We start from the raw sequence: 12,404 nt of genomic DNA, 5'->3' as shown, positions 1-12,404 counted from the left end.
CGACGCCGGCCGGCACGGCCTCCAGGGCCTGCGGGACACCGCCATGATGCTGGAACTGATCGGCGCCATGCTGGATACGGGAGCCGGACTTGGCCGGTCCCTCGACCTAGTGGCCGCCCTCATGCCACCGGAACTCGGGCGGCAGCTTCGGCCGGTTGTGTCAGCCCTCGCAATCGGTGCGGACTGGGGCACGGCATGGCGCAGTTCCGGTGCCCGGGCGCCCCAACTTCAGGCCCTGCGCGACGCTCTTTCCTTCGCTGCGCTTACCGGCGCCCCCTCCTCAGCGCTCCTCTATGCCCAGGCTGCCCGGCTTCGCCGCGAACGCAACAGGGCCGCCGAGCAGCGCGCGGCCGCGCTCGGGGTGAAACTCGTGGTGCCGCTGGGCCTGTGCTCCCTGCCGGCGTTCGTCTGCCTCGGCGTCGTGCCCGTGCTCCTCGGGCTGCTTCCGGCGTGATGCCGGCAGCCCGGGGATCACCCCGGGCCCAAGGTTTATTCAAGTTGCTGGGGGATACCTTTGGGGCAGGCACCGTCGGAGTATGAGCGGTCTCGTGCGTCGGCTTCTCACAGCACCTCCTTGGCGCCTCGAATCCCGGGGTATCCGGGGTCTCGTACTAACTGGGAGCCATGCCAGGGGGGCAGATCAATGATTCGACTGTATAAAGTGGGCGTGATTGCAGCGCTCAACCTACTAGTGTTGACCGGTTTGGCGGTCGGTGCCAGTCCGGCGTCCGCCGCAGTACCGACCTGTCAGCCGGGAGCACCCCAACCGACCAACCAATACCCGGGCAAGACGGTGATTGCCACGAACTTCGAGTCCGGAAGCCTCACCACCGCAGGCTTCGCCGCCGCATTCACCGCCGGGACAGGAACGGCCGCTGTCTCCTCGGCCCAGCAGCACTCGGGCCGTTGCTCAGCCTATGTTCACGTCACCACGGATGCCGGGTCGGTGGCCAATTTTTCCGCACCACTTCCTGCCGGAAACAACGAGGTCTATGCCGACGGCTGGTTCAACATCACCAAAGAGGGCGTCGCCGGCAACAACGTCCCGTACTTCCGCTTCTTCAACGGGACTACCCGGTTCATAGACGTCTACCGATCCAACGGCGGCGTCGGCCCAATGTGGCTGCGGGTCGCGGCGCCCGACGGAACCCTCCGCTACACCCCGATGAAAGTCAATGTCCCTCTCGGCACTTGGCACCATATCGTCACGCACGTCGTCGCAAATGGGGCCTCTTCCACGGTCGAGGTGATCTTCGACGGCAAACTCCTGTATTCCAGCAAGCAGATCGCCACGGGCTTTACCGCGGTCACCAAGATGCAACTCGGTGCCGAACACCGGCGGCAGGCAGGCGACAGCTTCATTGACGACGTCGTTATCAAGGCCGGAAAGGCGGCCGCCCAGCTGCCCGGAACGTTTGCCCCGATTGCCCCACAACGATTCCTCGACACCCGGAAAACGGTGCCGGTGGGTGCCGATAAAGCCGTTTCCTTCCAGGTTGCAGGGGCTAATGGGATCCCGGCAAATGTCGCGGCGGTCGTCTTCAACCTGACCGTCACTGAGGCTAAATCCATTGGTTACATCACCGCCTACCCCTCCGGGACAACAAAGCCGGATGCATCCAATGTGAACTTCCGTGCCAACCAAAACGTGCCTAACCTGGTAACGGTCAAGGTGGGTGCGGACGGAAAAGTGGCGCTGTTCAACAGATCCTCCGGCACGACCCACCTCATCGCCGATGTCACCGGCTACTACGTCACGGGGACGCCGGCGACGCCGGGTGCCTTCCAAAGCCTCGCGCCAAAGCGGCTGCTGGACACCCGGTCCACGGCGGCGCTTGCAGGGGATGCCACGGTGTCCCTGCTGGTTAGGGGCGCCAACGGCATACCGACAACTGCCTCCGCCGTGGTCTTCAACCTCACCGTGACGGAGCCAACAAGGATCGGATACATTACGGCCTATGCCTCGGGCTCGAAGCGTCCGGACGCGTCCAACCTCAACTTCAACGCAGGGCAGACAGTGCCGAACCTGGTCACGGTCCCCATCGGTGCAGACGGAAGAGTCACGCTGCTCAATCGTTCCTTCGGACGTTCGCACCTGATCGCAGACGTTGCCGGCTACTACCTCGGCGGCACGCCGACGGCCACCGGTGCGTTCAAGGCCACGGGCCCATCCAGGATCCTCGACACACGCCCCGCAGCGGCTGTGCGCCCGGACTCCACAGTGTCCTTCCAGATTGCCGGGACCACGGGAATCCCCGCGAACGTCCTGGGGGCTGTCTTCAACCTGACGGTCGTGGCGCCCCCGTCCATCGGCTACATCACCGCCTACCCGTCCGGCTCGACCCGTCCGGACGCGTCCAACCTGAACTTCTCGGCCCGACAGACTGTAGCGAACCTGGTCTCGGTCCCCGTCGGCTCAGACGGAAAGGTGACGTTGTTCAACCGTTCATCGGGGTCCTCACACCTCATCGCCGACCTCGCGGGATACTTCCTCCCCTAGGAACGCGCGGGTGACCCGCACCAACTGAACCCGAGAGGCTGTCGTCGCAGTACGGACCGCAGCCCCTCGGGTTCAGCCCTGTCTCGGTCCGGGCGAAACGCCGGCGGGCCGGGCACTGCGTTGGACGTCCGTTGGCCGCCCGGAAAGGGCCAGACACTTCTCCTCCACAGGCCGCCACCACGGCAAATTCGGGCACGTTTTCCACTTAGCTGCCATCGGGGCTTATGGCGCGACGTGCAAGCCGGGAGAGTCGAATCAGCCGGCGATCACGCCGGTGTCCCGTGGAAGGAAAGCAGATGTCAACAAATCAGGACACCCCCGCTGCACGTCGCATTGAAGCAGGGGAGGGCGGCGTTGCGGAGGTCTATGAGATCTACCCCGGCGCCAGCTCGGTTGTTCCCGTTCAACCGCGGGGACGCACAGGGCCGCCGGCCTCGCAGGCGGGAATGGCTACCGCTGAATATGCCATCGCAACGCTGGCCGCCGTGGGCTTTGCCGGGGTCCTCGTGTTCATCATGCGCAGCGATGAGGTCCGCGGGTTCCTCCTGAACCTCATCCGGACGGCGCTCACGTTGCCATGAACGGACTCTGGCGCCCCCGGGGGAGCGGCGGCCGGAGAGCGTCGCCGCCAACGGCGGAGTGCCGCGGGGCCGTCACGGCTGAGTTCGCCGTCGCGCTGCCCTCGGTCGTTCTGCTGCTCTCCCTTCTGCTCGCGGGTTCGGCGGCCGGGGTGACGCAGCTCCGCGTTGAGGAAGCGGCCCGCGGCGGTGCCCGGGCGGTGGCGAGGGGAGCCGCGGCCGGCGAAGTCGGTGAGATTGTCCGCCGTCTCGCCGGCGACACGGCGGACTCAGAGGTGACGCACGACGGTGAGTGGCACAGGGTCACCGTTTCCGGCCGCGTCCCCGGGGCCGTTGGCTCCCTGGTTCCCTGGGCCCTCAGCGCCAGCGCGTGGGCGCGTGCGGAGGCCCCCGGCGCGGCACAACGGCCCGGGCTGGATGAGCCCGGACTGCATGGCGTCTCCCGTTCTCCGTGGCAGGGCGGCACATGATGTCACCTGCACCTGCACCTGCACCTGCACCTGCACCTGCACCTGCACCTGCGCCTGCGCCTGCACCTCCACCTGTCCGTGCACGTGCCCGGGCCCGCGGGCCGCGACACCGGGGCACGGATCCTGCCCACGCCCGGCACCTGTGTACGTCTTCAGAGCGGGGGTCGGGGACCATCCTGGCCCTGGGACTCGGGCTGGTGGTCATCATGGCGTTGGCCCTGCTGCTTCTCTTGGCCGAATCGGCCGTCGCGGCATCGAGGGCTGCGGCGGCCGCCGATCTGGCGGCGCTGGCTGCGGCGGATGCCGCGCGGGGCATCACGTCCGGCGAGCCCTGCGCTGTGGCTCGAGAGGTCGCGCTGAAGAACAGCGCCACCCTGGCTGCCTGTGCTGAAGGACCGGACGACACCGTTCAGGTGCGCACGGAGTTCAGTGCCGGACCGTTCCTCGGGGCGGCCACGGGACTGGCCAGGGCCGGACCGCCCCCTGCGGCCGGGAACGGGCCAGCACCGTGAAAGATGCACCAACTCCGGCGGTCGCCAGAAGCCGCGCATCCGTCTGAGGCCTGGCGTGCCGCCCTGCCGACGCCCGGCTCACACGAACGTACCGCCCCGCCGCCCCGGCTCCCACGAACCCGCCGGCCGCCGCCCTCGAACCTGCCTGACGGCCGCCGCCCACGAACCGGCCGCTGAGACGTGGTCAGGCGCGGAGCGGCTGGGCGGGCTGATCGTCCGGGGCCCCGGCCGCGGCGGCCGTTGTGCCGGGGTTGCCGGCGTGCATGAGGTCGGTGGCGTCTTGGAGCAGCACATCGATCAGTGTGACGGCGGCGTCCTTGTCGAGCGGGTTGTTCTTGTTGCCGCACTTGGGTGACTGGACGCAGGAGGGGCAGCCGGACTCGCATTCGCAGGCCTTGATAGCGTCGCGCGTGGCGGTCAGCCACAACCTCGCCTTGTCGTAGCCGCGTTCGGCGAAGCCGGCCCCGCCGGGATGGCCGTCGTAAACAAAGATGGTGGGCACTCCGGTGTCGGCGTGGATGGCCGTGGACACTCCGCCGATGTCCCAGCGGTCGCTGGAGGCCACAAGCGGAAGGAGTCCGATGGCGGCGTGCTCGGCAGCATGCAGCGCTCCGGGGAACTGTGCCTCGATCAGCCCCGCGCCGGTCAGCGAGCGGTTGTCCACTACAAACCAGACCGCCTTCGTAAACAGGTCCCTGGCGCCCAATTCCAAGGGTTCTTCGCCGAGGATCTCGTTCGAAATTAACGCTTTTCGCTGGAAGGAGACCACCTGGGTTGTCACTTTCACATCGCCGAAATGCACGGCCACGTCGCCCCATTGGGTGGTGCGTTGCGTTTCGAGGACCTCGATCTGGGTCACGTCCCGGGCGGTCGTGTAGTAGTCCGGGTTCGCCCGCCGCACCACCACACAGTGGTCGTCCTCGTTCAGGTCTTCGACCACGTAGCTGTCGCCCTGGTGGACATAGATGGCCCCTGTGTGGGCCTGGTAATGGGTCTGCGGCGAATCCATGGTGCCGAGCAAGGAGCCCGTCTCCGCGTCCACTATGCTCACCGGACCTCCGCCGTCGGCCCGGAGGTTCACCATGGCTGCGGCATTTTGCGGATGGGTCCAAAACCATCCTGCCGGCCGTTTGCGCAGGTAGCCCTGCAGGACCAGGCGGTCCAGCAGCTTCTCAGCGGTGGCCCCGAAGAGCTCCAGTTCGGCGAACCCGAGGGGCAGTTCCGCGGCGGCCGCGCACAGGTGCGGGCCCAGAACGTATGGATTGGAGGGATCGAAGACCGTGGCCTCCACTGACACGTCGAAAATCGCCTCGGGGTGGTTCACCAAGTAGGTGTCCAGCGGGTCGTCGCTGGCCACGAAGGCTGCGATCGCGTCCTGGCCGGCGCGGCCGGCGCGGCCGATCTGCTGGAACAACGACGCGCGGGTGCCCGGCCAGCCAGCGACCAGGACTGCATCGAGACCGGAAATGTCAATGCCCAGCTCCAGCGCGGACGTGCTCGAGACGCCCAACAGTTCACCCGAGCGCAGCGCCTTTTCCAAGGCCCGCCGCTCCTCCGGCAGGTAGCCCGAGCGGTACGCGGCCACACGCTGCGGCAGGCTGGGGTCCACCTCGTCGAGGAGGCGTTTGGCGATGGAGGAAATCGACTCTGCCCCGCGCCTGGACTTGATGAACGCAATGGTCCTGGTCCGGGAGGACACCAGGTTGGCCAGCAGGTCGGCGGTCTCGGCGACTGCCGTCCGGCGCTCCTTGGCGCCGTTTTCGCCCCGGAGTTCGGTCAGTGCCGGCTCCCAAAACGCCACGGTGGTGGAGCCGTGGGGCGAGCTGTCTTCGGAAACGGCCTGCACGGGTGCGCCGATCAGCCGGCCGAAGGACTGCCCGGGTTCAGACGCCGTGGCGGACGCCGCGATGAACACCGGTCCGGGATGCGAGCCGCCCGGGCTGTAGTAGGCACAGATCCGACGCAGACGGCGCATGAGGTTTGCCACATGGGAGCCGAAGACGCCGCGGTAGCTGTGGGCTTCGTCCACGATCACGTAGCGGAGGCGCCGGAAGAACCTGGCCCACCAGGCATGGTTCGGGAGAATGCCGAAGTGCAGCATGTCCGGGTTGGCGAGGATGAAGTTCGCGTGGTCCCGGATCCACCGCCGGGACGCGGGATCGGTGTCGCCGTCGTAGGTTTCGGCCCGGACTGTGGGGAGCTTGAGTGCCCTGATCGCTGCCAGCTGGTCCGCGGCGAGCGCCTTGGTCGGGGACAGGTAGAGGGTCACAGCCCCGTCGTCGTGGATTTTCCCGGGATCGGACAGGACCCTGAGCTCGGAACGGTGGATCGCGTCCAAGGCCGGCAGCTGATACGCCAGGGACTTTCCTGACGCGGTGCCGGTGGCAATGACCACGTTCTCTCCGCCGTGGGCCAGTTCGGCGGCCCGGACCTGGTGAAGGTAGGGCTCGTGGATGCCCAGGGAACCGTAAGCTGCCACGAGATCCGGGTGGGACCACTGTGGCCATGGTGCATTGACGGCCTGGCGGGCGGGGATCGTCCGCACATGACGCAGCTGTTCCGGGTCCGGACCTCGGCCCAGCAACGGAATCAAGGACTCATGCGGGTTCACTCACATATTCTTTCATCCGCCCTCAAATCGCCCCCGCCCGGCACGCAGCCCGGCACGCGCTGCGGCTTCGGCGCTGCGGCTCGGCCCGGCACACGCGTTGCCCCGGGCGCAGGCCCGCCGGACGCCCGGCGCTCGCGGCACCTCAGCCCACGGACAGGTCGGCCCCTTCATCGGACGTCGACAACATCAGGACGTGGCACACCTCGCGCCAGCCGAGGTGCGAATAGAGTTTTTGACCGTCCAGCGAGGCGAGCAACAGCCCGGAGTCGACGTCGTGTTCAAACGCCTGGGCTGCCAGGGCCTTCATGATGAAGCTGCCCAGCCCCCGCCGCTGGTAGGCCTCTGACGTCACGATGTTGTCGAAGATGGCGGTATGCCCCACCACAAACACGCGTCCGCTCGCGGCGACGTCCTCGCCGGCGCTGACCACCGCGTGGTGGACGCCGTCGGTCCGGGACGTCTCGAGCTTGAGGTCGTCGTCCGAAAGCCAGGGGTCCTCCGAATCCTGGGTCTCCATGTCCACGATCATCATGGTTTGGGAGGCCGAGGTGACATGCAGCCCGTTCCGCTGCCCCAGCATGGTGTATCGGGCCGCATCGTTGGTGAGGATGGTGAGGACCCGGGCCGGCGCTTCGGCCGTCTTTGCCGCCAGCGCCTCGAACTCCGCGTCGGACGGATCGTAGGCGAAGTACTCCCATTCGTGGGTGGTGTCACCGCGAAAGGCCGCGGGGAACCTGCCCTCCCTGCGCGTCTCATATCCGCGGCAGCCGGCCCATCCGGCAACCCAGATTTCCAGCAGGTGAGTGGTGTCTTCAACCATGGCGTCAAGACTCATGTGATGAGCGTATTCCAGCAGTGCCACAAGCAACAGGGGCCGGGTCGGGGGAAGCCGCTTGCTTATCCAATTGTGACTGTCGCCCGGCCGCCCGCCCCAGCCAGTACCCTTAAAAGCGTGGCTTTGAACAGGATTGTGCTCTTTTACGGATTTACCCCCCTGCCTGACCCGGACGCCGTCCGGCTCTGGCAGCGCGCCCTGTGCGAAAAACTCGGACTAACCGGCCGCATCATCCTTTCCAAGGACGGCATCAACGCCACAGTCGGCGGAGAACTGAACGCCGTGAAGCAGTACGTCAAAACCACGCGCGAGTACAAGGGCTTCCAAGGCATCGACGTGAAGTGGTCGGATGGCGGCGCGGCGGACTTCCCGCGGCTCAGCGTCAAGGTGCGGGAGGAAATCGTTTCCTTCGGCGCCCCGGGCGAACTCAAAGTCGATGCCGGCGGAGTGGTGGGCGGCGGAACCCACCTCAAACCCGAGGAACTCCACGAACTCATAGAAGCCAAGAAACAGCAGGGCGACGAAGTCGTGTTCTTCGACGGCCGGAACGGGTTCGAGGCCCAGATCGGCAAGTTCAAGGACGCCGTCGTTCCCGATGTCGCCACCACCCACGACTTCATCAAGGAACTCGACTCCGGCAAATACGACGCCCTCAAGGACAAGCCGGTTGTCACCTACTGCACCGGCGGCATCCGCTGCGAGGTGCTGTCGAGCCTCATGGTGAACCGCGGGTTCAAGGAGGTCTACCAGCTTGACGGCGGCATTGTCCGCTACGGCGAGACCTTCAAGGACCAGGGACTGTGGGAGGGCTCCCTGTATGTGTTCGACAAGCGCATGCACGTTGAGTTCAGCGGGGATGCCAAGACGATCGGCGAGTGCGTCCGCTGCTCGGCACCTACGAGCAAGTTCGAAAACTGCTCGAATCCGTCCTGCCGGACCCTGACGCTCTATTGCGCCGGGTGCGCCGCGAGCCCTGACACCCTGCGGTGCCCCGAGGGCTGCGCCGCCTGAGGCACGAACCGGACATTTGGCCGGCCGGGAACCCTCAGATGCGGCTCACCCGGTACGCAAAGTTTGCCGGTGCGTTCGCATCCACATTGATGGAGAGCGACGCCTCCGCGGCTAGTTGCACCACGTTCACCCTGGACGTCCCGCACCGGAGACTCAGGTCCACGAGTTCGTTTTCACCGTTCTCGATGGAAAAGGACACGCGGCGGGTGCTCCGGCAGGCGAGGGTCAGGGCGTAAGTACCCTTGGGCAGCTGGGCTGTAGTCTCTTTGCGCTCCTCGTCGGCCTCCAGCGTCCCAAAACCCGTCTGGAAGACCTGTCCCTCGGCGTCGGGCAGTACGGTGTCGACCCAGTTATCCAGTTCCTCGCCCGTCACCGGCTCGTTGAGATGGGGGTCCTGGGGCAGGGCGGCGTCAGGGGTCGGCGGGGCGGCAGCCGAGGTCGATTCATCGTCCCAGTGGTCGGCGCTGTATTCATAGGCGCAACCGGACAGGACCGTGCCGAGAAATACCGCAACTGAAAGCACCACGGCGGCCGCCGGGGTGCGCCGTCGCGGCACCTTGCTCGCCGGCACAGTTGGCATACTTTGAGATTAGGGCGGCCCGGAATCAAACGCCAGAGGCCAAAGGTCCGGGTCGGACAGGCCTTTAGGGGCGCCGGGCAGGTCGCCGAGGACCGGGCTGCGGCGGGTGCTACTCGGACGACGCCAGGTGGTACGCGTAGAGAAGCGGGGCATCCACACTGGACGTGCTGAGCGTGACCTTGCCCGCGGCGGGCACTTTGATGCGGGCGGTTTCTCGGCTGCCGTTGCAGGCGGCTCCGGCTTCGGCGAGCTGGCTGCCGTCCAGGCTGACGGCGAAGAACGCCTTCCCGCCGCCGTCGCAGGTCATGGTCAAGGTGTAGGTGCCGGCAGGCACGCCGGACGCGGTCCGGACGATCGGATCCCGGTTCAGGATTTTGCCGGCATCCTCCAGCACTGTTCCCGGGGCGGAGGGCAGCGCGGTGGCCTGCCACGCCGGGACATCGGCGCCCTCAATCGAACCGGCCGGGGAACATGCCGCTGCAGCCAGTACGACGACGGCGGCGGCCACGCCGCTGAGCGTCCGCCGGGCCAGACGGGCAGCCGGGACGTGGGAGGAAGGGAAAACCATGCCTCAAACTTACCGTCTCGCAGGCTCCCCGCCGGCCGCGCCGACATCCCGGGCACCCTCTCCCTGCGGTCCTTGACTTTGACGCTGCGTCAAAGTTTAGAGTCGAAGCGATGACCGGAAGCGACGGCCGGAAGCGATGGCCGGCAGCGGCCGGTCGGCACGGTCACAGCGGAGGTCCAGGGAACGCGGGCCTCGAAGGAGCAGAAGGGTGGAGGCATGGACTGGTCCGTTCAGCAGATCGCGAAGTTGGCCGGCACCACCGGCCGAACTTTGCGTCACTACGACGACATTGGCCTGCTCAGGCCGAGCCGCACCGGCAACAACGGCTACCGGTACTACGGCCAGGAATCCCTGGTCCGTCTGCAGCGGATCCTGCTCCTGCGCGACCTGGGGCTCGGGCTGCCGGCGATCGCGGACGTGCTCGGCAACGAGGCGGACGCGGAGCATGCACTGGGCAGGCACCTGGCGTGGCTGCTGCAGGAACAGGACAGGCTGGGGCGGCAGATTGCCGCGGTCCGTCACACCATTGAGGCATTGCAAACGGGAGGAAAGATCATGGCGGAGGAAATGTTCGACGGTTTCGACCACACCAAGTACCAGGAGGAAGTCCAGCAGCGGTGGGGCAAGGACGCCTATGCGAAGTCCGACGCCTGGTGGCGCAGCATGGGGGCCGGGGAGAAGGCTGCCTGGACGGAACAGTCCCGGCAGCTCGGTGCCGACTGGAGGGCTGCTGCGGCGTCGGGAGTCCCGGCGGACAGCGCGCAGGCCCAGGACCTGGCCCGGCGCCACGTCGAATGGCTCAGGGGAATCCCCGGCACGCCGGCGTCACCCGCAGCGGGCGGCAGCCCGGCGGCAGGTCGCGACATCAAGGGGTACGTGACGGGGCTCGGCGAGATGTACGTGGCCGATCCCAGGTTCGCGGCCAACTACGGCGGTGCCGACGGCGCCGCCTTCGTCCGGGACGCCCTGAAAATCTACGCCGAAACCGAGCTCTAGCCGGACCCGCACGCCCCAGCCCCAGCCCCAGTGCTGACGGGGGCCAACCCAGGTCCCACGCCCGTGCGCGGCCCCGGGACTAAACTTGTCCGGTGACTTCCTCAGCGCAAGGCCCCGCCGCACCCTCTCGTTCAACGCAGGCTCCCGCAGCCCCGTTCACGGCCGGCAACACCCCGGACGCTCCGCGCAGCGACCTCCCCGGCCTGCTCGAGGCCCTGGCCGCGGACCTGCGTGCGATTGGCTACACCGTGGACGGGGTTGCGGAGCTGCTCGGCGAGGCCGCGCACTCGGCCCTGGGCCGGGACCAGCTCATCCCGGCCCTGATCGTCACCGGGCGTTCCCTCGGGGAGCCGGCAACGGCGGCGCTCGCCGGCGTCGTGCGTCTCTGGCTTCTGTCTGAACCGCAGCCCGCGGCGAGACTCGACGCCGCCCTCCCCGGCATCCGTACCAAGGGCCTAACGGAACTTGGGCTCGTGGAGCCTGCGGGCGGGGACCTGGTCCAGGCCAGGGTGGACCTCAGGCCGTACGGCTGGGACCCGACCGTGGGGGAATACGGGACCAGTGCCGGCGGAGCAGACCTCTGGGTGGCCAGCGACCTCGCAGCCCACCAGCGCGCCGGCGTTCTTCGTCACGACCACGTCCTGGGGATTGGGCAGGCCTCCACCACCCTGGTCCAGGTCACCGCCCGCCGCCATGTTGCCAGGGCCCTCGACCTCGGCACCGGCTGCGGCATCCAGACCTTCCACCTGCTGCACCACACCGAGCACGTGACCGCCACGGACATCTCCGAACGCGCCTTGGCGTTTGCCCGGTTCAACCTGCTGCTCAACGCCGCCGAGCTGCACCTGGACCCGGCCGACCTTGACGCCCGCGTCAGCCTGAGACTCGGATCCCTGCTGGACCCGGTCGCGGGGCAGGAGTTCGAACTGGTGGTTTCCAACCCGCCGTTCGTCATCACCCCCCGCAGCCTGGGCGAGACCGCCACGGACCAGTTCACGTACCGCGACGGCGGCCTGCCGGGGGACGAGATTGTATCCTCGCTGGTCGGCGCACTGGCCTCGGTCCTTGCCCCGGGCGGAACGGCCCAGCTTCTGGGCAACTGGGAGATCACGGCCGGCGCCGGCTGGGCGGACCGGCCCCAGAGCTGGGCCGGCCCGGCCACCGACGTCTGGTTCATCCAGCGCGAGCAGGTGGGCCCCGAGCAGTACGCCGAGACCTGGCTGCAGGACGCCTCGGAAAGCCGCGACCGCCGGCTCTACGAGGACTCGTACGCGGCCTACCTGGACGACTTCGCCTCGCGCGATGTGGCCGGAATCGGCTTCGGCATGATCTGGCTGCGGAGGCCTGCCGACGGCGCCCGGCGGGTGCTGTCGCGCTTCGAGGAGATCACCTACCCGATCGAACAGCCGGTAGGGCCACACCTGGGCGCCGCCGTCGAGCGTGCCGACTGGCTGGCCGGCCATGATCTGGCCGCCGCCCACCTGCTGGTCGCGGAGGACGTCACCGAAGAACGGCACCAGCGCCCCGGTGCGGAACACCCCGGCGTCATCCTGCTGCGGCAGGGTGCCGGGCTGCGCCGCACCAACCTGCTCAGTACCGAGCTGGCGGGCCTGGTCTCAGCGTGCGACGGCGACCTGTCCGTCGGGCAGATCATCGGCGCCCTCGAGGCGCTGCTGGGCGGCTACGAGGGGTTTGACAGCGCGGAGTTCCGCGCCGGCCTGCTCGAGGAAGTCGGGAACCTCG

At 67.7% G+C, this 12,404-nt stretch carries 12 protein-coding genes; 8 read left to right on the top strand and 4 right to left on the bottom strand.

The window, feature by feature from the left end; all coding sequences use genetic code 11:
- The 5 genes from AC1D1S_RS14500 to AC1D1S_RS14480 all read left to right on the top strand — a co-directional run.
- Positions 1-454: type II secretion system F family protein (locus tag AC1D1S_RS14500; protein WP_476994771.1), on the top strand; the 454-nt coding region annotated here is incomplete at its 5' end.
- Between the two features lie 339 nt (positions 455-793).
- Positions 794-2,500 (top strand): hypothetical protein, encoded by a 1,707-nt coding sequence (locus AC1D1S_RS14495; RefSeq protein WP_476994770.1) that lies wholly within the window; start codon positions 794-796, stop codon positions 2,498-2,500.
- A gap of 254 nt (positions 2,501-2,754) precedes the next feature.
- Entirely contained in the window at positions 2,755-3,081 is a 327-nt protein-coding gene (locus tag AC1D1S_RS14490; protein ID WP_439954156.1) for a DUF4244 domain-containing protein, read from the top strand.
- On the top strand, positions 3,078-3,548 hold the full coding sequence (locus AC1D1S_RS14485) for a TadE family type IV pilus minor pilin (protein ID WP_476943138.1): 471 nt from the start codon (positions 3,078-3,080) through the stop codon (positions 3,546-3,548). The genes AC1D1S_RS14490 and AC1D1S_RS14485 overlap by 4 nt, the downstream gene beginning before the upstream one ends.
- A complete protein-coding gene (locus AC1D1S_RS14480) occupies positions 3,545-4,060 on the top strand; it encodes an Rv3654c family TadE-like protein (protein ID WP_476944927.1) in 516 nt (171 codons plus the stop codon). Before AC1D1S_RS14485 ends, AC1D1S_RS14480 begins: the two co-directional genes overlap by 4 nt.
- A 184-nt stretch (positions 4,061-4,244) precedes the next feature.
- On the opposite strand, the gene AC1D1S_RS14475 is transcribed toward AC1D1S_RS14480, so the two are convergent.
- Both AC1D1S_RS14475 and AC1D1S_RS14470 read right to left on the bottom strand, forming a co-directional pair.
- Positions 4,245-6,671, bottom strand: a complete 2,427-nt coding sequence (locus AC1D1S_RS14475) for a DEAD/DEAH box helicase (RefSeq protein WP_243182138.1) — start codon at positions 6,669-6,671, stop codon at positions 4,245-4,247.
- A 142-nt stretch (positions 6,672-6,813) separates the two neighbouring features.
- Positions 6,814-7,506 carry a GNAT family N-acetyltransferase gene (locus tag AC1D1S_RS14470; protein WP_243182137.1) on the bottom strand — a complete coding sequence of 231 codons (693 nt, stop codon included), beginning with the start codon at positions 7,504-7,506 and terminating at the stop codon, positions 6,814-6,816.
- 117 nt (positions 7,507-7,623) lie between these two features.
- On the opposite strand from AC1D1S_RS14470, the gene trhO reads away from it, so the two are divergent.
- Positions 7,624-8,517, top strand: coding sequence for an oxygen-dependent tRNA uridine(34) hydroxylase TrhO (trhO, locus tag AC1D1S_RS14465; RefSeq protein WP_243182136.1), 894 nt, complete (start codon positions 7,624-7,626; stop codon positions 8,515-8,517).
- Between the two features lie 34 nt (positions 8,518-8,551).
- Here the strand turns inward: trhO and AC1D1S_RS14460 are convergent, their stop codons facing one another.
- Positions 8,552-9,097 carry a DUF6023 family protein gene (locus AC1D1S_RS14460; protein WP_476994769.1) on the bottom strand — a complete coding sequence of 182 codons (546 nt, stop codon included), beginning with the start codon at positions 9,095-9,097 and terminating at the stop codon, positions 8,552-8,554.
- A 109-nt stretch (positions 9,098-9,206) separates the two neighbouring features.
- Complete coding sequence (locus AC1D1S_RS14455; RefSeq protein ID WP_476943140.1) at positions 9,207-9,665, bottom strand: hypothetical protein; 459 nt, start codon at positions 9,663-9,665, stop codon at positions 9,207-9,209.
- Positions 9,666-9,881: 216 nt separating this feature from the next.
- Between AC1D1S_RS14455 and AC1D1S_RS14450 the strand changes: the two genes are divergently transcribed.
- Both AC1D1S_RS14450 and AC1D1S_RS14445 read left to right on the top strand, forming a co-directional pair.
- Positions 9,882-10,661, top strand: a complete 780-nt coding sequence (locus AC1D1S_RS14450) for a MerR family transcriptional regulator (RefSeq protein ID WP_243182134.1) — start codon at positions 9,882-9,884, stop codon at positions 10,659-10,661.
- A gap of 92 nt (positions 10,662-10,753) precedes the next feature.
- Positions 10,754-12,404: DUF7059 domain-containing protein (locus AC1D1S_RS14445; RefSeq protein WP_476994768.1), on the top strand; the 1,651-nt coding region annotated here is incomplete at its 3' end.

This window comes from Arthrobacter sp. P1_A5, assembly GCF_056406825.1.
Note: the sequence above shows the minus strand (reverse complement) of the source record. Positions and strands in the feature narration are given on the sequence as shown.

Excerpts from the sequence above, each read along its gene's own strand:
- AC1D1S_RS14460 (WP_476994769.1), bottom strand. The coding sequence starts at position 9,097 with ATGCCAACTGTGCCGGCGAGCAAGGTGCCGCGACGGCGCACCCCGGCG.
- AC1D1S_RS14450 (WP_243182134.1), top strand. The coding sequence starts at position 9,882 with ATGGACTGGTCCGTTCAGCAGATCGCGAAGTTGGCCGGCACCACCGGC.
- AC1D1S_RS14485 (WP_476943138.1), top strand. The coding sequence starts at position 3,078 with ATGAACGGACTCTGGCGCCCCCGGGGGAGCGGCGGCCGGAGAGCGTCG.
- AC1D1S_RS14480 (WP_476944927.1), top strand. The coding sequence starts at position 3,545 with ATGATGTCACCTGCACCTGCACCTGCACCTGCACCTGCACCTGCACCT.
- AC1D1S_RS14455 (WP_476943140.1), bottom strand. The coding sequence starts at position 9,665 with ATGGTTTTCCCTTCCTCCCACGTCCCGGCTGCCCGTCTGGCCCGGCGG.
- AC1D1S_RS14470 (WP_243182137.1), bottom strand. The coding sequence starts at position 7,506 with ATGAGTCTTGACGCCATGGTTGAAGACACCACTCACCTGCTGGAAATC.